Here is a 17,032-nt window from a genome sequence, read left to right as displayed (position 1 = left end):
GAGTTCCGTGGCTTCCCCTCTTTCTTCCGGCCAGTCGGCCGGCCGCAGCACATTCCCGGCCTGCGGCACCACCCGCCGCGCCCTGCTCAAAACAGCCGGCAAGGCGACCGCCATCCTGGCCGCCGCGGCACTGTCCCTCACGGCGTGCTCCACGGGGACCGGTGCCTCCGCTCCCGGGGCAGCCGCGTCTCAGTCCGCCAGTTCCCAGTTCCCGGTGACCATCAAGCACGCCTTCGGCCAGACCACCATCAAGACTCAGCCACAGCGGGTTGTCACGGTCTCCTGGGTCAACGACGACGTCGCCATCGCCCTCGGAGTGGTTCCGGTGGGCGTGCCCAAGAACGACTGGGGCGGCAATGGCAAGGGTTCCACGCCCTGGAAGGATGCCGCGCTCGAGACGCTCGGCGCCGGCTTCGGCACGGACAAGGCTCCGGTCCAGTTCTCCGAGGCAGACGGCATCAATTTCACCGAAATCGCCAAGCTCAATCCGGACGTCATCCTCGGCGCCTACTCCGGCCTGAGCGAAGAGGACTACCAGAAGCTCAGCCAGATCGCCCCGATGGTTGCCTACCCGGAGCTCGCCTACGGCACGTCCTGGCAGGAGTCCACCAGCATCATCGGCAAGGCCCTCGGCAAACAGACCGAGGCCGCCAAGCTGATCTCCGACACGGAAGCCACCATCAGAGACAAGGTGGCCGGGTACCCGCAGATCCAGGGCAAGTCCTACATCTACGGCAACCTCGAACCGGCCAAGGGCGACGGCGTCAACGTCTACACCGCCAACGACAACCGCCCGAGGTTCCTGTCCGCCATCGGCATGAAGCTCGCGCCCGTTGTGGAGGAGAAGTCGAAGGGCTCCAAGGAATTCTTCCTGCCCTGGTCCGCCGAAAAGGCCAATGAGCTGGAATCCGACATCTTCGTGACCTGGGTCCCTGACACCAAAGCCACCGAAGCCATCAAGGCAGACCCCCTGCTCGGCCAGATTCCGGCCATCAAGAGCGGCGCCCTCGTGGCCGACTCGGATAACACCCTGACGCTGTCCATTTCGGCTTCCTCGCCGCTGAGCCTGCCGTGGTCGCTCGACACCTTCCTGCCGCAGCTGGGCAAAGCCGCCGACGCGGTCAAGTAACGGGCCATGACACCAAGAACGACGACGGCGCCAGCCGGCACTGCCGCCATGGCACCTTCCAGCCCCATCACCGCGCGCGAACCGACGCTTGAGGCACCTGACGCCGCCGGAACAGGGCCCCAACTGTCCGTTCGCGCTGAAGGGCGGGGGAATGCTCAAGGCCAGCCGGCTGCCTGGCTGTTGGCCGCCGTCGTTGTTCTTGTTGCCGTCTGCGCTGCTTCACTGGCCGTGGGCGCCCGGGGGATGTCCCTGGAAACCGTCTGGCAGGCGCTGGTCCATTCCGATGCGGGGAACGGCGACCATGCGGTTGTCCAGGCACGGATCCCGCGAACCGTCCTCGGTCTGCTCGCGGGCGGGGCCCTGGGCCTCGCCGGTGCGGCCATGCAGGGTGTGGCCCGCAACCCGCTCGCGGACCCCGGCATCATCGGCGTCAACGCGGGCGCCGCCCTGGCCGTGGTCACCGGAATCTATGTCTTCGGCGTCTCTTCGTTGAGCGGGTATATCTGGTTCGCGTTCACCGGTGCCGCAGTGGCGGCCGTCGTCGTCTTTCTGATCGCGTCCATGGGCAGGGACGGCGCGACGCCGGTGAAGCTCGCCCTTGCGGGCGCGGCCCTGAGCGCCGGGCTGTATTCGCTCATGAACGTCATCCTCGTCTCGAGCCAGGACACGCTGGACCGGTTCCGGTTCTGGCAGGTGGGCGGGATAGCCGGCCGGGACTGGTCAGTGGTGCTGCCGGGTCTGCCTTTTCTCGCGGCGGGCGCGCTGATCGTGCTGTTCACCGGAAGGACCCTCAACAGCCTGGCCCTCGGCGACGACATCGCCCGCGGCCTGGGCCAGCGGGTGGGCCTGGCGCGCGGCATCACGGCGCTGGGCATCGTGCTGCTGTGCGGCTCTGCGACTGCCCTCGCCGGGCCGATCGGGTTTGTGGGCCTCGTGGTGCCGCATGCCGTCCGCTTTCTCGTCGGCCCGGATTACCGCTGGATCCTGCCGTTCTCGCTGGTGCTGGCTCCGGCATTGCTGCTCGTGTCCGATGTGGTGGGGCGCGTGGTCCTGCTTCCGGGCGAGGTCCCGGCGGGCATCATGACGGCCCTGGTGGGCGCGCCCGTGTTCGTCTGGCTGGTTCGCCGCGGCAAGGCGGCGGGCCTATGAGACCCGTGACTGCGCACCCTGCCCCAACCGACCAGCGCGAACGAATACTTAAGCCCCGCGCATCGTTCCCGAGCCCGAGCTTGCTGAACCGCACCGCGGTCCTGGCGCTCGCCGTCGTGTTTCTCTTCGCCGCGAGCATCCTGCTGGGCAGCTACACAGTCACCATCCCGGACTTCCTCACGATCCTCACCGCCCACTTCACCGCTGGAGACAAGATTCCGGGTGCCAGTTTTATCGTGATGGAGGCCAAGCTGCCGCGGGCGGTGACCGGCACCCTCGTCGGGATCGCGTTCGGGCTGTCCGGCGGCTTGTTCCAGACCATGCTCCGGAATCCGCTGGCCAGTCCGGACGTCATCGGCATCAGCTACGGCGCCAGTGCCGCCGCCGTCACCGCCATCGTCGTTTTCGGTGCGTCGGGGGCCGCCATTTCAGGCGCGGCCCTGGGCGGCGCCGTCGCAGTGGCGGCACTGATTTACGGCATCTCCCGCAGCGGCTCCATTGGAACAGGCGGCGGGGGCGGCAACCGCGGAAGCTCCGCCGGAAGCCGGCTCATCCTCGCGGGAGTCGGGATCGCCGCGGCACTCAGCGCCGTGGTCAGCTTCCTGCTGACGCGGACGGACATCCGCACCGCCGCCGACGCCCTCGTCTGGCTCAACGGTTCGCTCAATTCCGCCAGCTGGGACCGCGCCGGCGTCCTCATTGCGGCGTTCGTGGTCCTGGTTCCTACCGCCGCGCTGCTGGCCGCCCCGCTGCGGATTCTCGAACTGGGAGACGACGCCGCCGCCGGGCTCGGCATCCGCGTGGACCGGACCCGGCTGGGTCTGGTGCTCACCGCCGTCGCGCTCGCCGCAGTGGCGACCGCCGCGGCCGGGCCGGTGGCATTCGTCGCCTTCCTGGCCGGTCCCATCGGCCGCCGCCACGCCGGCAAGGCCAGCCTCCCGGCGTCGGCCCTTACCGGTGCCCTGATCGTCCTGGCCGCTGACTACTTTGCCGCCAACATCGCCCCGCTGCTGCTGGACGGCACCGTCCTGCCCGTCGGCGTGGTCACCGGCGCGCTCGGCGCGCCCTTCCTGTTGTGGCTTCTGGTCACTTCCAACCGAAAGGATGCCTGACATGGCCCGTCTCAAAGCCAGCAACCTGACCCTCCAGTACGACCAGCGCCGCGTCGTGGAAGGCCTCACGGCGGAGATCCCAGAGGGCAAGGTGACCATGATTGTGGGCGCCAACGCCTGCGGAAAATCCACTCTGCTGCGCGGACTCTCACGGCTGCTCAGGCCGGCCGGCGGCACCGTCACCCTCGACGGGAAGGACATCCACTCCCTTCCGGCGCGCGAACTTGCCCGCACGCTCGGCCTGCTCCCGCAGCACCCCACAGCGCCGGACGGCATCTCCGTCCGGGATCTGGTGCGCCGCGGCCGTTATCCGCACCAGGGCTTCTTCCGCAGCTGGTCGGAGAAGGACGACGCCGCGGTGCAGCGCGCGCTGGAAGCGACGGGAACGCAGGACCTCGCCGGGCGGAACGTCGACGAGCTGTCCGGCGGGCAGCGCCAGCGCGTGTGGATCGCCATGGCGCTCGCCCAGGAAACGGACGTTCTCCTGCTGGACGAACCCACGACCTACCTTGACCTTGCGCACCAGGTGGAGGTGCTGGATCTCGTCACCGACCTTAACCGGCAGCGCGGCACCACCGTGGCGATCGTGCTGCACGACCTGAACCTGGCGGCGCGCTACGCGGACCATGTCATTGCGCTGAAGGGCGGGCGCGTGGTGGCCGCGGGCCCTTCGGCCGAGGTGGTCACCGAGGCGCTTGTCCGCGGCGTGTTCGGACTGGACTCCCGGGTGGTGCCTGACCCCGTCTCCGGCACGCCGCTCGTGATTCCGCTGGGCAGGCACCACGCAGACCCAGAATCCCCGACCGCAACCTTGGAGATGGCCTCATGAAATCAGGACCCAGCCCCGAGCGCACACCGCTGGCGGTGCGCGCCGGAAGGAACAGTGCGGCCGCCAGGCAACAGCCCGCCACCGAACCCATGACGCTGGCCTTCAACGTCACCGTCTCCGCGGTCCAGGAACTCAGCCCCAACTTCCGGCGGGTGACTTTTGGCGGGTATTCCCTGCGGGACTTCGGCGTGCACGGGGACACCATGGACCTGCGGATCAAGCTCATGATTCCGTCCCTTGCCGACGACGGGATGCAGCATCCGCTGCCAACGTTCCGGATGGAGAACAGCAGTTGGTACCGGGAATGGCTGGCGATGGAAATCTCCACTCGCGGCTCCATGCGAACGTACACTGTCCGGCAGGCCCGGCTTGACGCCGTTTATCCGGAGATCGACGTCGACTTCGTGATGCACTTTGACGCCGACGGGAACGGCGGCCCTGCGGCGAACTGGGCGCTCAACGCCAAGCCGGGGGACGCCCTGACGCTGATCGGCCCGAACAACCGTGCCGCGCATTGCGTCACGGCGGAAACCTACTCGGGCATCGAGTGGCGGCCCGGCCTGGCCCAGCGGGTACTCCTGGCCGGCGACGAGACCGCCGTTCCCGCCATCAGCGCCATCCTGGAAAACCTCCCCGGCTACATGACCGGTCACGCCTTCCTGGAAGTCCCTGAAGCCGGCGACTTTCTGGATCTCAGCACGGCAGCCGACGTCGAAATCACCTGGCTGGCCCGCGGCGCCCCGATCGGCCGCTCCCGCCCGCACGGGCAACTGCTTCAGGAAGCGGTCCGTTCTGCCGTGCAGCTGCCGGGCTGGGTGGGCGTGACGTTCCCTGACGCCGCGGCGGGCCCCGAGCCGGAAGACGTCAACGTGGACCGGGACATCCTGTGGGAAACACCGGCCCGCATGGATACCGCCGCGATCAGTGCCACCAAAAACCCGGGTCTGCCCTCCGGCGCCCTGCCGTTCTATGCGTGGCTGGCCGGTGAAGCGGCCGTCATCAAGGAGCTGCGCCGGTACCTGGTGCGCGACGTCGGGATCGACCGGAAGCAGGTCGCGTTCATGGGGTACTGGCGGCAGGGGAAGGCCGAGCTCTGAGCCTCTGGCGGTGCTTGGTCCGCCTCCGCCGCCGACTTGCCGTCGCTTTAGACACCTCGCCAACGCTCTCGCACTTCCTGTCGCGTAACGGCCAACGCTCTCGCACTTCCTGTCGCGTAACGGCCAACGCTCTCGCAGTTCCTGTCGTTGGCCGTTAACCCTGTCGTTTCTTTCGGTGACTAGGGTGCCGGGGTGGGTGTCTCTCCTTTGCTTCCGGATCATGATGGGCGGCGGGTGTTTGTCGCTTTGGGGGATTCCTTCACTGAGGGGGTCGGGGACCGGAACAAGCATCTGCCGAATGGGGTGCGCGGCTGGGCGGACCGGGTGGCGGAGAGGCTCGCCAAGGCGGAACCGGGCTGGGAGTACGCCAACCTCGCCATCAGGAGCAAGCGGCTGCGCCACATCATCGACGAACAGCTGGAAGCTGCGCTCGCCATGGAACCGACCCTCATCACGCTGTACGCCGGCGGGAACGACATCCTGGATTTCGGGACGGACATGGACGCGCTCATGGCGCAGTACGAAGCACTCGTGGCGAAACTCGCTGACACCGGCGCCACCCTGGTGCTCTTCACGGGTTTCGACATCAAGGTGTCCCCCCTGCTCGAGCCGCTGAAGAAGAGAAACGCCTCTTATAACCAACGGGTCAGGGAACTGGCAGCCCAATACGGGGCTGTGCTGGTGGACTACTGGTGCTTCGAGGCCTTCCACGACCGCCGGATGTGGGACACGGACCGGCTGCACATGTCCAAGGCCGGCCACAAGTACCTCGCGGCACAAGTCCTGGACCACCTCGGCGTGCCCCACAAGATCAGCCTCAAGGAGTGGGAGCCCCCGGTCAGGATGACGCTGCGCGACTGGGAGCGGCGGCAGCGGCTCTGGCTGAATGACTGGGTGCTGCCCCTGTTCGGGCGGAAACTCCGCGGCGTCACGCTGGGGGACAACCTCAGCCCGCGATGGCCCCGGCCGGTATTGGTTCCGCGCAAGCGCGGCCTGAGAAAACTCGTCGTCCCTGCGGCTCCTCCCGGACGTGGTGGCGAGCAGATACTTTGAGTGTAAACAGCTGTTGACTTGTGTGCAACATCACAGCTAGTGTTGCGGCACTGACAATCCGTCAATGCATCAAGCTTCAAGTCCGCCCAGCGTTGCGTGGACCGCTCGAAGGCGCGAACCGCCGTCGCCGGTAACCCGACGTGACAGCAGGATCCCAGCTCTTGCTTCCCCATTCACGCGGGCCTTCTTTCTGCGTGTTCCGGGCGAGCCACGCCACGAGAGGCATCACCGCCATGACTGACAGCAAATCCCTCCATTTCAACCGCCGGAAGCTCCTGAAGGCTGCGGCGCTGACACCGTTCGCCGGGCTGGCGCTGTCCGGTTGCGGCGCCAAGCCGGCCCAAAGTGCGGCCGCGAACAAGACCGTGACGGTCACGTCCTACGGAGGCTCCTACAATGACCAGCTGACGCAGACCATCCTGGATCCGTTCTCCAAGAAGACGGGCATCCAGCCCACGCTGCTGGCCAATACCAGCCTTGCCGCGCTCAAGGCCCAGGTGCAGTCCGGCGACGTGCAGTGGGACCTCGTGGAAATCACCGCACCGGAGTATGAAACGGCCGTGGCCGAGGGACTCCTGGAAAAGTTCGACTACGACATCATCAGCGACAAAGGACTGCCCGGGTACGCCAAGGCTGAATACGGCATCAAGTACCTGAGCTTCCTGTTCGTCATGGCCTGGGACCAGAAGGTCATCCCGGACGCCAAGGCACCGAAGGACTGGGCGCAGTTCTTCGACCAGGACAAGTACAACACCAAGCGCTCCGTCTACAACCAGCTCTCCGACAGCTCGGTTCTGGAGGCGGCCCTTCTGGCCGACGGGGTTCCGTTCGACAAGATCTACCCCCTCGATGTGGACCGCGCCCTTCGCGTCCTCGGACACCATCCGGGCAAGGACAGGCTGCTCTACCACTCGGCGAACCAGGAGCCGATCCAGCAGCTCACGTCCGGAGAGGTCTCACTTTCCACAAGCTTCAACAACCGCATCAACGCCGCCCGCACGGACGGTGCGAAGCTGAACTTCTCACCCGAGAATGCGGTCCTCGCCGGAGACTACTTTGTGGTCCCCAAGGGCGCCAAGAACAAGGAAGCGGCGTTCCAGCTCATGAACTTCATGTCAAACGACGCCGAAGCAGGTGCCGCATTCGACAAGGTGACCAACCTGACCCTGGCCAACACGCCGGCCCTGTCCAAGCTGCCGAAGGCAGTTGCGGACACGCTGCCCACGAGCCCGCGGTTGGCCGACAAGATCCTCGTGCGTGATGACAAGTGGTGGTCTCAGAACCTGAAGAAGACCGAGCAGCAGTTCAAGCTGTGGCAGGCCAGCTGACATGACTGCCGCAACTCTGCAGACGGCCCTGGAGCAGGGCCGCCACGCGCCGGGGGAGGGAAGGCCGAAGGGCCGGCGCCGGCTCAGCGGCTGGTGGCTGCTGCTTGCACCGATCCTGGCCTTCGACGTCGTCCTCTTCCTTACGCCGCTGGGAAAGCTGGTGGCCTCAAGCTTTGCCGACAACGCCTACCAGCGGGTGCTCGAGGATCCGCTGGTGCTTCGCTCGCTCGTCAACACCTTGAGCATCAGCCTGGCTTCCACGATCGTGACAGTGGTGCTGGGATACGTGATCGCACTCGTGCTGTGGCGTGCCGGCACCGTCACCCGGGTGATCCTGTTCGCCGTCGTTCTTCTGCCGTTCTGGACCGGCATTCTGGTGAAAAACTTCGCCTGGGCGGTGCTGCTGCAGGACAACGGCATCGTCAACGCGTTCCTTCAAGGCATCGGGCTCACCCATGCGCCGATCGAACTGCTGCATAACCGGTTCGCCGTCATCATCGGCATGGTCCACTGCCTCCTTCCGTACGCCGTGTTTCCGATCTTCTCCTCCCTGACCGCCATCGACGACCGGCTGGGCCTGGCCGCCCGGTCGCTGGGTGCGCGGGAAGGATCGGTGTTCCGCCGGATCACCCTGCCGCTCTCCGCTCCCGGCATCTCGGCGGCGGGGTTGTTGGTGTTCATCATCAGCACCGGCTTCTTCATCACGCCCGTCGTCATGGGCGGACCGGGCGACATGATGATCGCCAACCAGATCGATTACTACGCCCGCCAGCTCACGGACTTCTCGGGCGCCGCGGCACTTGCCGTCGTGCTGACGGTGATGGTGAGCATCATGGTGGCCGTGTATCAGCGCGTTCTCAAGGCAGGAGGCCAACATGAAGACAACTAATCCGCAGCACCGCCTGCTGGCGCTGCTCTCCGTCCCCGTGTTTCTGTTTCTGGTGATTCCGACGGCGATCGTGGTGCCGGTGGCGCTGAATGACAGCCGCTACATCACTTTTCCGCCGGAAGGATTCTCCCTGGCGGCCGTCGCCGGCTTCTTCGCGGACAAGCCATGGACCTCGGCACTGACTGCCAGCCTGCAATCGGCGGGAATCGCCGTCGTCATCGGAGTGCTCCTTGGCTCCACGGCGGCCATCGGCCTGCACGGCCGGAAATTCCCCGGCAGATCGGCGGTGATGGGACTGATCCTGGCTCCCATGATCGTACCCACAGTGGTACTGGCACTCGCCTTCTACCAGTTCTTCATCTCGATCGGGATGGTGGGCAGCATCATCCCGATCGGCCTGGCCCACGCCGTGATTGCCACCCCGTACGTGTACCTGACGACCCGCGCGGCCCTGGCGGGCCTCAACCCGGCCCTGGTGAGGTCAGCGCAGAGCCTCGGCGCGGGACCGTTGTCCGTATTAAGGCACGTATACCTTCCGATCATCCTGCCGGGCCTGATCTCCGGGGCCTTGTTTGCCTTCTCGGTCTCGATCGACGAGACCGTGATGTCACTGTTCATGCAGTCCCCGGGGGCCACCACGCTTCCGGTCAAGATGTTCACCGACATCCAGTTCAACCTGACCCCGAAGATCGCTGTTTCATCTGCGCTTCTGGTCAGCGTCGCCACAATAGGGCTCCTCCTTCAGGTCTTGTTTGTCCTCAGGCGCCGATCCACCGCACGGATGCTGCCGCTGGCAGTGTCGGCCCAAACGTAAAGGAATGCCGATGACCACATCAGTGATCTCCGCAGAATCAATTGCCGGCACCGGGAGCGCGTCCCGTGGTGCCATTGAACTCCGCAACGTCAGCAAGAACTATGGCGACGTTGTGGCCGTGGACCGGCTGGACCTCGTGGTTCAGCCGGGCGAATTCGTCACGCTGCTCGGGCCAAGCGGGTCCGGCAAAACCACCACCATGATGATGGTTGCCGGCTTCGAAGAACACACCGCAGGATCGGTGCTCATCGATGGCCAGCCGGTGGACACACTGCCCCCGCGGGAGCGCAACCTGGGCGTCGTGTTCCAGAACTACGCACTGTTCCCGCACATGAGCGCGCTCGAAAACGTGGAATTTGCGCTCCGGATGCGCAAAATTCCCAAGGAAGAGCGCCGCCAGCGCGCAGAAGAGGCCCTTGAGCGCGTGGGCCTCGGAAAAATGGGCGGCCGCAAGCCCCGCCAGCTGTCAGGAGGCCAGCAACAGCGCGTCGCGTTGGCCCGCGCGCTGGTCTTCAACCCGGCCGCGCTGCTCCTGGACGAGCCTATGGCAGCCCTGGACAAACGGCTCCGCGAGCAGATGCAGGAGGAAATCAAGACCTTGCAAAAGAGCCTCGGCATCTCGGTGCTGTTCGTCACCCACGACCAGGACGAGGCCATGGCCATGTCCGACAGGATCGTGGTGATGAAGGACGGCAAGATCGTCCAGTCAGGACCGCCGGAGGACGTCTACAACCAGCCCTTGACGGACTGGGTGGCCAGTTTCCTCGGCGACACCAACCTCATTCCGTGCACCGTGCTGGAACGCGACGGTTCAGAGGCCTTGGTGGATCTTGGCGGCCTCGGTACAGCGCGGGTCGCAGACCGCGGAGCGAGCGGCGAAAACTACGCCGTCTCCATCCGGCCGGAGCACCTCAAATTCCGCCCGGAGGGCGCTGGCGGCAACGGTGGCGAAGCAACACTGGTGTCCTCCACCAACCTCGGGGCCACGGTCCGCCACCGTCTGACGGCGGGCGGCCTCGATCTTCAGCTGCGCGAGCTCAGCGCGGACTCGGCCTGCAGGCCCGAGCCCGGCGGCCAGGTATTCGTGGGATGGGATCCGGGGCGCGCCCAGCTCCTGGTCTTGGAGTCCTAGCCCGGCCCGCCCAGGGCTGAACCAGCCGAGTTGTGGGCCACACCCTGCCCGATGGTGCCCCGGACAGCGCGTCCGGGGCCCAAAAGTGGGTTAATTCCGCGGCGCTGGCTCATCCAGGAGGTTTTCGAACCCCGGGGCCACCCTGTCCGCGGCGAATTCCATGACTTCGAACTCGGCCACGCCGTTGACGTAGAAAGGGTCTTTGGCCAGAGAGTCGTCCAGTGTCACCCGGTCAGCCTTCGACAGCAGGAGACCGCCCGTGCGCGGGACCTTCCTGCCGGCGGCCAGGAACACGCCCTGGTCAAAGGCGTCCTTGAGCCAGGCCACGTGGGCGTCCAGGTGGTAGTCGACGATGTCTTGGGCGACCTTGTAAGTGAGGGAAACTACGTACATGTCCGCCAGCCTACCGCCACCCACTACTGGAGAACCCTGGCTGTGACAGCCGCCGGCGCCCGCCTTCAGCCGCCGGCGCCGCCTTCAGCCGCCGGCGCCGCGGCCCGCCTCAACGGCCCCGGCTTGAACTGTCAAGCTTTAATTCTCCTAGGATGGAGTCATGACGGAACCGCGCTGGCTCAACGCCGATGAACGCCGGGCCTGGCTCGCCCAGCTGAGCATCAACACCATGCTGCCAGCCGCCCTGGATACCCAGCTGCACGCAGCGGGCAAAGTGTCCCTGTTCGACTACAACGTCCTGGCCATGCTCTCCGAGGCAGAGGGGCGCTTTCTGCCAATGAGTGAACTCGCGGCCCGGACCAGCGCATCACTTTCCCGGCTTTCCCATGTGGTGACCAAACTCCAGAACCGCGGCTGGGTGGAGCGCCGGCCGCACCCGGGCGATGCCCGCGTGACCACCGCGCACCTGACCGAGCAGGGGATGGCCACCATTGTGGAGCTAGCCCCAGGCCACGTGGAATCCGTCCGCTCGCTGTTTCTTGACGCCCTGACCGAGCGCGACGTCGCCGATCTCGCCCGGATTGGGGAAAAGATCGTGGCGCGCCTGGACAACAACCACTGGATCCTCCGCGAGCAGCCGTAGCCGCGGCCAGTCAGCCGAAGCCGCGCCGCCGGCGGCCGTCTTGGTTGCTCGCGGCAACTGCTGGCAGACTGGATCCATGGATTTCACGTCCCGCTATGTAGCCCTCGGAGACTCCTTCACGGAAGGAGTCGGCGACGACGACCCAACCCGACCCAACGGCGTCCGGGGCTGGGCAGACCGGGTGGCCGAACAGCTCGGCGCCGCGGACCCGGGCTTCGGTTACGCAAACCTTGCCATCCGCGGCAAGAAACTCCGCCAGATCATGGCCGATCAGGTGGACGCCGCCGTCGGCCTCAAACCGACGCTCGTAAGCATCTACGCCGGCGCCAACGACATCCTCCGGCCTAAGATAGACATCGACGACCTGCTTGAGGAGTACGACGCCGGTATCCGCAAACTCAGGGCCACCGGCGCCACAGTGGTGATGTTCACCGGCTTCGACGCCCGCGGCTCCAAAGTGTTCGGCACCATGCGCGGCCGCACCGCCATCTACAACGAACTTGTCCGTGGCATCGCCGGTGACCACGGTGCGTTGATCGTCGACTACTGGCGCTTCAACGAATACTACGACTGGGGAATGTGGGCCAAGGACCGGATGCATATGTCTGCCGCCGGCCACACGAACATGGCCAAGCGCGTCCTCACCGTCCTGGAACACGATCATTCGATCGAGGTCCCGCCCATGACGCCGGTGCCGGAGCTCAGCCGCGCTGAGGCGGTGCGGGCCAATGCCCGCTGGGTCAAGGAATTCGCTGCCCCTTGGGTGGTTCGGCGGGTCACCGGCAAATCCTCCGGCGACGGCCTCCAGCCGAAATACGGCCAGCTCACCCGGCTCTAACGAGCCGGCGGCGCTGCGGGCCCAGCCCACCGACGCTGGTCGAGCCTGTCGACGCTGGTCGAGCCTGTCGACGCCGGTCGAGACCTAACGTCGAAATCCCGCCGTCGCCAGGAGGTCCCCGTCCCTGTGCACAGCCAGCACCTCGACGTCCCACAACTCGGCTGCGCGGTTTAGCATCGCGGTTCCGCCGGCCACGATCGCCGTCGCGAGGACGTCGGCGGTGACCGCGTCGGCCGCCGCCACGGAGACCTGCCAGAATTCCGCGGCACGCCCGCCCGCGGCCCAGATGTGGTCGCCGCGTTCGGCTGAGCCCGAGGTCGCCAGGGCCATCCTGCTCCGGGAGGCGGTGTTTCCGGGGGCACCGCCGTCGGCCGCGAGTCCAGACGCAAGCCCGCCCGGCAAGCCACCCAGCGGAAAGCCGGCGAGCAGCGTTCTGCGGTCGGCCGGATCCACGATCCCCGCCCGCCACGCTTCGCCGCTGCCGGGATCAGGGGAGCCGCTGACGAGCACATCCCCGCCGGCATTGAGGCACCAGTCCTCCAGTCCCAGGGCGTGGAGAGAAATCCCCGCTTCCTTCATAGCATGGCCTTTGATGAGGCCGGAGAGGTCCAGGATGCCGTCCGGACGTTCGGCCGTGAACGCGCCTTCGGTCAGGAGCCGCCACTCGGATGCCTCCGTATACCGTGCCCGCATTTCGTCCGACGCCTCCTGCAGCCCAAGTTCGCCGCGCCCCAGCCTGCTGGCTTCGGAATCGGGACGGTACAGGCTGAAGGTCCCATCCAGCCGGGCGAAAAGGCGTTCGACGACGGCGGTTGCGGCTTCCAGCTCATCGTCCGCAGCATGGGGTGCTTTGTGCGGACCGGCCGGCATGGTGAGGCTGATGACCGTCCCCATGCAGCTGAAGGTCCGTGCCCGCAGACCGTGCCTGGGTTCAGAGGTTTGCTGCATCGAGGGCCGCCTGGAGTGAGGTGAGGTAGGCGTTGCTGGTCACCGTTGCGCCGCCGACGGTCTGGACCTCCGCCGACTGTGCCTGAAGTACTTCGCTGCGAAGAATCGGGGCGGCGTAGTTGCTGATCTGCATGGATCTGCCTTCTGCGTCGGTCAGCTTGAGGGCGGTGACGTCCGTGATGGCGCCTGCCTTGACGGTGACCTGCACCTGTACGGTGCCGAAGCGGGTCTGGACGATGTCGCCGTCGTAGGTGCCGCCGGCTTTGGCCGCCGAACCGGCAGCGCCTGAAGATCCGGATGTCCCGGACGATGCCGGGCCGCTGGTGTCCGATGATCCCGTCCCCGCCGAAGTCCCGGCGGTTTCATTCCCCGTGGACGCAGCCGCAACAGCGCTGCGGGTGTCGGCCACATGGACGCCTGACTGCCAGCCGACCAGGAGGATTCCGGCCGAAGCCAAGGCGGCTGAAACCGCTGCTCTGATTCTCACCAGTCAAACCTTTCGTAGTGGAGCTGATCTTCGCGGACGCCCGCCGAGCGGGCGGCGTCCAGGACGTTCTCCGCCCAGCGAGCGGGGCCACACACGTAGATGTCGGCGCCGGCGACCTCCGGAGCGTAGTCCGTGAGGCTGTAGCCTGCCCGCTGTTCGCTCGCGGGAAGCCAGCTCTCCCGGGAGCCCGGATCCCGGGAGCCGGTCAGGTGGAAAAGCGTGGCACCGCGTGCACGGCACAGTTCGAGAATTTCATCGCCGAGATAGAGCTCCTGGTCGCTGTGGCCGCGGAGGAGCACCGTCGCCTTCCCCGGCTCAAAAGGCGTCGTTTCCAGCAGTGCCCGCAAAGGGGTGATGCCGATTCCGGCGCCGATCATCACCACGTGGTCCTTGCTGCGGGCGGCGGAACTGAAAAGGCCGTAGGGTCCTTCCACGGCAACCTTGGTTCCCCGTTTCAGCCGGGACAGCTGAGCGGACCCCTTGCCGAGATTCCGAACGGTAATCCTTAGCCGGCCGCGGCCATTCCGGTCCACGTCCAAAGGCTCGGCGGAAAGGCTGAACGGATGCGGGTGCCACCAGAGACCGGGGGCCAGGAAGCGCCAGATGAAGAACCGGCCGCCGGCGCCGGCCAAGGTGTTCAAGTTCAGGCCGCTCATCTCGATATTGACCACTCCAGGGGCGACCGCCGTCACGCGCTCAACCGTCAACTGATGCCGGAAGGTGGCGAGGACCGGCTGCATCACCCGGTAGTACAGCAGCGCCGCGCCGGTGGCGATGCAGATGGCGAGCCAGTACCAGCGCTGCCACGTTCCGGGAGCGAACAGTGCCCCCACGCTGAACTGGTGCGGCAGGGCTGTCAGCACCGCCGCATACGTGAGTAGATGGACGACGTACCAGAACTCGTAGGGGAAGCGCCGCCGGACTGCCACGAGCGAGGTCACCACCACGGCAATGAACAGGGCCATGGACACGAATGCCAGCCACATGTCCGGCACCAGGACCCACAGCGCCACGGCCTCACTCACGGGGTCCAGCCCTTCCGCCATGCCGTAGCCGATAGCAATCAGGACACCGTGAGCCAGCAGGAGGTAGAGCGACGGTTTGCCGAGCTTCCGGTGGAACTCCAAGGCACGGTCATGCCCGACCGCGCCGTCGATGAGCGGAATCCGGGCTGCGAGCAGGAGCATGAGCAGCACCAGGTCCATGCCGGCGAGACCGGCCACAATCCCCAAGGCCGTGATCCCGGCGCCGAGCGTCGAGATCCCTGTCATGCCGCCGTCGGCCAGCCATAACGCAACCGAGGCCGCCAGCGATCCCCACGCCGCTACCGTCAGGGCGTCAGCGCGGAGAAGCCGGCGCCGGTGCTGCGAGGCGAAGCGGCCGCGCCCGGGATTTGCGGGCTGTCCAGGACCGGGCCGCCGAAGGGCGTCGGCCCCGGGCGAAGGAAGGAGGTCTGTGTTCATGTCTCAAGACTCCGCTGCCAGGCTTTCATTTTCCTGTGAAAATCCTTCTCCCCGGATGTGTCTTCCCTGTCAGCGGGAGTGGCGCCGGCAGGCTCCCCTTATACACCCTCCACCGCCGGATTAGCCTTTAATTCGCACGTCTCGTAGACTTGGTAGGCGCTAGGTGGCGCGGAGCGTGTGCAATTGCTCCGGTTGGCGGCGGCTGTCAGCAGAAATGACAGTCCCAATGGCCGGTAGTTAGGGGCTCAAGTTGCGTGCATTCCTGTATTCGCCCAGCATCCCGGTACTTCGCAGTGGTTTCCACTGCCCGGTGCCCGTGGCTCATCGTATTTCGCCGCAGCAAGGAAATCTTGGCTTTTCGCCGGTATTTTCGGGCATGCGGAAACCGGAAACGCGTGGGGGCTGGATGCGGACGCCGCCTGCCGCACGGTAACGCAGAACTCTGCCAGCCGTTTCATTTATTTTTCAGAGGAGAGTCGTCATGGCAGCACACTGCCAGGTGACCGGAGCCGAGCCGGGCTTTGGACACAGCATTTCGCACTCGCACCGCCGCAACAAGCGCCGGTTCGACCCGAACATTCAGAAGAAGCGCTACTGGGTTCCGTCCCTGCGCCGCAATGTCACCCTGCAGGTCTCTGCAAAGGGCATTAAGACCATCGACGTACGCGGCATCGACGTAGTCGTCGCCGCCATCCTGGCACGAGGGGTGAAGCTCTAGTGGCTAAGGACAAGGACGTACGTCCGATCATCAAGCTCAAGTCGACCGCGGGCACGGGTTACACCTACGTAACCCGTAAGAACCGTCGTAACGACCCGGACCGCATGGTCCTGAAGAAGTACGACCCCAAGATCCGCAAGCACGTCGAATTCCGAGAGGAGCGCTAAACACATGGCTAAGAAGTCAATGATCGCTAAGAACGAACAGCGTAAAGTCATCGTCGAGCGTTACGCTGCAAAGCGCCTCGAACTGAAGAAGGCTCTGGTTGACCCCAACTCGACCGACGAAGTTCGCGAAGCCGCACGCCTCGGCCTGCAGAAGCTGCCCCGCAACGCCTCGCCGGTACGTCTGCGTAACCGCGACATCATCGATGGCCGTCCCCGCGGTACCTTCCAGAAGTTCGGTATCTCCCGTGTTCGCTTCCGCGACATGGCTCACCGCGGTGAGCTCCCGGGTATCACCAAGTCTTCCTGGTAATTCAGCACCGCTGAATCCAGCCTGAGAAGGGCCGGCAACCGAATGGTTGCCGGCCCTTCTTTGCGTTGACGGCGGCTGGATTTCCGGGGCCGGTTGCGGGTGATGCAGCACACAACAAGGAATTACGACGCCGGCACCTGGCTTTTGCTGCGGACGTCATCCTTTCTCCGCGGAACGGCGCGGATTTTCGCGTTCGGGATGCCGAATGGAGGCGGGTTTGCGGTGGGGGCGTGGTGGGTGTATTGTTTTCTAAGTCGCCGAGAGGGAGACCAGCGGAAAGCTGGGAACCGACGGTGACAAATCCCCTAAATTTCAAGACCTGATCTGGTCGGCGCTTCGTGCGCTCCGGGTTTGGTGGGGGCGAGTTTGAATGGTTTGCAGGTTGCGGAGACGCTGGTTTGCAATGTGGTTTGGATTCGGGTAAGTTTGGGAAGTTGCTCCGGAGCGATCTGCGACTGGTTGTTTGGTTGTGGTGGTGCCGGGTGTGTCTGTTGTTTGAGAACTCAATAGTGTGCCAAGTTTGTTGATACCGG

At 65.7% G+C, this 17,032-nt stretch carries 19 protein-coding genes; 15 read left to right on the top strand and 4 right to left on the bottom strand.

Features of this window, described 5'->3' with window-relative positions; translation table 11 throughout:
- Window positions 1-7: 7 nt before the first annotated feature.
- The 10 genes from AC1DD3_RS19580 to AC1DD3_RS19535 all read left to right on the top strand — a co-directional run bounded on the left by AC1DD3_RS19580 (window position 8) and on the right by AC1DD3_RS19535 (window position 10,532).
- A complete protein-coding gene (locus AC1DD3_RS19580; RefSeq protein WP_476882327.1) occupies window positions 8-1,129 on the top strand; it encodes an iron-siderophore ABC transporter substrate-binding protein in 1,122 nt (373 codons plus the stop codon).
- A gap of 48 nt (window positions 1,130-1,177) precedes the next feature.
- Window positions 1,178-2,278: a FecCD family ABC transporter permease gene (locus tag AC1DD3_RS19575; protein ID WP_476882347.1), complete on the top strand. Its 1,101-nt coding sequence runs from the start codon at window positions 1,178-1,180 to the stop codon at window positions 2,276-2,278.
- Window positions 2,275-3,390: a FecCD family ABC transporter permease gene (locus tag AC1DD3_RS19570; protein ID WP_476882326.1), complete on the top strand. Its 1,116-nt coding sequence runs from the start codon at window positions 2,275-2,277 to the stop codon at window positions 3,388-3,390. The genes AC1DD3_RS19575 and AC1DD3_RS19570 overlap by 4 nt, the downstream gene beginning before the upstream one ends.
- 1 nt (window position 3,391) lies before the next feature.
- Entirely contained in the window at window positions 3,392-4,219 is an 828-nt protein-coding gene (locus AC1DD3_RS19565; protein ID WP_230121203.1) for an ABC transporter ATP-binding protein, read from the top strand.
- An 89-nt stretch (window positions 4,220-4,308) separates the two neighbouring features.
- Window positions 4,309-5,316, top strand: coding sequence for a siderophore-interacting protein (locus AC1DD3_RS19560; protein ID WP_476882346.1), 1,008 nt, complete (start codon window positions 4,309-4,311; stop codon window positions 5,314-5,316).
- Window positions 5,317-5,550: 234 nt separating this feature from the next.
- On the top strand, window positions 5,551-6,369 hold the full coding sequence (locus AC1DD3_RS19555) for an SGNH/GDSL hydrolase family protein (protein WP_476882325.1): 819 nt from the start codon (window positions 5,551-5,553) through the stop codon (window positions 6,367-6,369).
- Between the two features lie 233 nt (window positions 6,370-6,602).
- Window positions 6,603-7,697, top strand: a complete 1,095-nt coding sequence (locus AC1DD3_RS19550) for an extracellular solute-binding protein (protein ID WP_476882324.1) — start codon at window positions 6,603-6,605, stop codon at window positions 7,695-7,697.
- Window position 7,698: 1 nt separating this feature from the next.
- Window positions 7,699-8,586 carry an ABC transporter permease gene (locus tag AC1DD3_RS19545; protein WP_476882323.1) on the top strand — a complete coding sequence of 296 codons (888 nt, stop codon included), beginning with the start codon at window positions 7,699-7,701 and terminating at the stop codon, window positions 8,584-8,586.
- On the top strand, window positions 8,573-9,400 hold the full coding sequence (locus AC1DD3_RS19540; RefSeq protein ID WP_476882322.1) for an ABC transporter permease: 828 nt from the start codon (window positions 8,573-8,575) through the stop codon (window positions 9,398-9,400). Before AC1DD3_RS19545 ends, AC1DD3_RS19540 begins: the two co-directional genes overlap by 14 nt.
- 10 nt (window positions 9,401-9,410) lie before the next feature.
- Window positions 9,411-10,532: an ABC transporter ATP-binding protein gene (locus AC1DD3_RS19535; protein ID WP_476882321.1), complete on the top strand. Its 1,122-nt coding sequence runs from the start codon at window positions 9,411-9,413 to the stop codon at window positions 10,530-10,532.
- Window positions 10,533-10,622: 90 nt separating this feature from the next.
- On the opposite strand, the gene AC1DD3_RS19530 is transcribed toward AC1DD3_RS19535, so the two are convergent.
- Window positions 10,623-10,925, bottom strand: a complete 303-nt coding sequence (locus tag AC1DD3_RS19530) for a YciI family protein (RefSeq protein ID WP_230121196.1) — start codon at window positions 10,923-10,925, stop codon at window positions 10,623-10,625.
- Between the two features lie 160 nt (window positions 10,926-11,085).
- Between AC1DD3_RS19530 and AC1DD3_RS19525 the strand changes: the two genes are divergently transcribed.
- The gene (locus AC1DD3_RS19525; protein WP_230121194.1) at window positions 11,086-11,568 is read left to right on the top strand and encodes a MarR family winged helix-turn-helix transcriptional regulator; all 483 of its coding nucleotides are present in this window, start codon (window positions 11,086-11,088) and stop codon (window positions 11,566-11,568) included.
- A 76-nt stretch (window positions 11,569-11,644) separates the two neighbouring features.
- Complete coding sequence (locus AC1DD3_RS19520; protein WP_230121192.1) at window positions 11,645-12,406, top strand: SGNH/GDSL hydrolase family protein; 762 nt, start codon at window positions 11,645-11,647, stop codon at window positions 12,404-12,406.
- 84 nt (window positions 12,407-12,490) lie between these two features.
- Here the strand turns inward: AC1DD3_RS19520 and AC1DD3_RS19515 are convergent, their stop codons facing one another.
- The 3 genes from AC1DD3_RS19515 to AC1DD3_RS19505 are packed head-to-tail and all read right to left on the bottom strand — an operon-like array spanning window position 12,491 to window position 15,304.
- The gene (locus AC1DD3_RS19515) at window positions 12,491-13,354 is read right to left on the bottom strand and encodes an FAD:protein FMN transferase (protein ID WP_476882320.1); all 864 of its coding nucleotides are present in this window, start codon (window positions 13,352-13,354) and stop codon (window positions 12,491-12,493) included.
- Entirely contained in the window at window positions 13,338-13,841 is a 504-nt protein-coding gene (locus tag AC1DD3_RS19510; protein WP_476882319.1) for an FMN-binding protein, read from the bottom strand. Before AC1DD3_RS19510 ends, AC1DD3_RS19515 begins: the two co-directional genes overlap by 17 nt.
- Entirely contained in the window at window positions 13,838-15,304 is a 1,467-nt protein-coding gene (locus tag AC1DD3_RS19505) for a ferredoxin reductase family protein (protein ID WP_476882318.1), read from the bottom strand. The genes AC1DD3_RS19510 and AC1DD3_RS19505 overlap by 4 nt, the downstream gene beginning before the upstream one ends.
- 481 nt (window positions 15,305-15,785) lie before the next feature.
- On the opposite strand from AC1DD3_RS19505, the gene rpmB reads away from it, so the two are divergent.
- Genes rpmB through rpsN form a run of 3 tightly spaced genes read left to right on the top strand, consistent with a single transcriptional unit; the run spans window position 15,786 to window position 16,499 of the window.
- Window positions 15,786-16,022 carry a 50S ribosomal protein L28 gene (gene rpmB / locus AC1DD3_RS19500; RefSeq protein ID WP_050687447.1) on the top strand — a complete coding sequence of 79 codons (237 nt, stop codon included), beginning with the start codon at window positions 15,786-15,788 and terminating at the stop codon, window positions 16,020-16,022.
- Window positions 16,022-16,189, top strand: a complete 168-nt coding sequence (gene rpmG / locus AC1DD3_RS19495) for a 50S ribosomal protein L33 (protein WP_078026306.1) — start codon at window positions 16,022-16,024, stop codon at window positions 16,187-16,189. Before rpmB ends, rpmG begins: the two co-directional genes overlap by 1 nt.
- A gap of 4 nt (window positions 16,190-16,193) precedes the next feature.
- A complete protein-coding gene (gene rpsN / locus AC1DD3_RS19490; RefSeq protein ID WP_026266887.1) occupies window positions 16,194-16,499 on the top strand; it encodes a 30S ribosomal protein S14 in 306 nt (101 codons plus the stop codon).
- The last annotated feature ends 533 nt before the right edge of the window (window positions 16,500-17,032 follow it).

Source organism: Arthrobacter sp. 05T444 (genome assembly GCF_056395905.1).
The sequence above is the reverse complement of the archived record's forward strand: the minus strand, read 5'-3'. Positions and strand labels throughout refer to the sequence as shown.

Coding starts and splice junctions, on each gene's coding strand:
- AC1DD3_RS19575 (WP_476882347.1), top strand. CDS start 1,178: ATGGCACCTTCCAGCCCCATCACCGCGCGCGAACCGACGCTTGAGGCA.
- AC1DD3_RS19570 (WP_476882326.1), top strand. CDS start 2,275: ATGAGACCCGTGACTGCGCACCCTGCCCCAACCGACCAGCGCGAACGA.
- AC1DD3_RS19565 (WP_230121203.1), top strand. CDS start 3,392: ATGGCCCGTCTCAAAGCCAGCAACCTGACCCTCCAGTACGACCAGCGC.
- AC1DD3_RS19560 (WP_476882346.1), top strand. CDS start 4,309: ATGACGCTGGCCTTCAACGTCACCGTCTCCGCGGTCCAGGAACTCAGC.
- AC1DD3_RS19550 (WP_476882324.1), top strand. CDS start 6,603: ATGACTGACAGCAAATCCCTCCATTTCAACCGCCGGAAGCTCCTGAAG.
- AC1DD3_RS19545 (WP_476882323.1), top strand. CDS start 7,699: ATGACTGCCGCAACTCTGCAGACGGCCCTGGAGCAGGGCCGCCACGCG.
- AC1DD3_RS19540 (WP_476882322.1), top strand. CDS start 8,573: ATGAAGACAACTAATCCGCAGCACCGCCTGCTGGCGCTGCTCTCCGTC.
- AC1DD3_RS19535 (WP_476882321.1), top strand. CDS start 9,411: ATGACCACATCAGTGATCTCCGCAGAATCAATTGCCGGCACCGGGAGC.
- AC1DD3_RS19530 (WP_230121196.1), bottom strand. CDS start 10,925: ATGTACGTAGTTTCCCTCACTTACAAGGTCGCCCAAGACATCGTCGAC.
- AC1DD3_RS19525 (WP_230121194.1), top strand. CDS start 11,086: ATGACGGAACCGCGCTGGCTCAACGCCGATGAACGCCGGGCCTGGCTC.
- AC1DD3_RS19520 (WP_230121192.1), top strand. CDS start 11,645: ATGGATTTCACGTCCCGCTATGTAGCCCTCGGAGACTCCTTCACGGAA.
- AC1DD3_RS19515 (WP_476882320.1), bottom strand. CDS start 13,354: ATGCAGCAAACCTCTGAACCCAGGCACGGTCTGCGGGCACGGACCTTC.
- AC1DD3_RS19505 (WP_476882318.1), bottom strand. CDS start 15,304: ATGAACACAGACCTCCTTCCTTCGCCCGGGGCCGACGCCCTTCGGCGG.
- rpmB (WP_050687447.1), top strand. CDS start 15,786: ATGGCAGCACACTGCCAGGTGACCGGAGCCGAGCCGGGCTTTGGACAC.
- rpsN (WP_026266887.1), top strand. CDS start 16,194: ATGGCTAAGAAGTCAATGATCGCTAAGAACGAACAGCGTAAAGTCATC.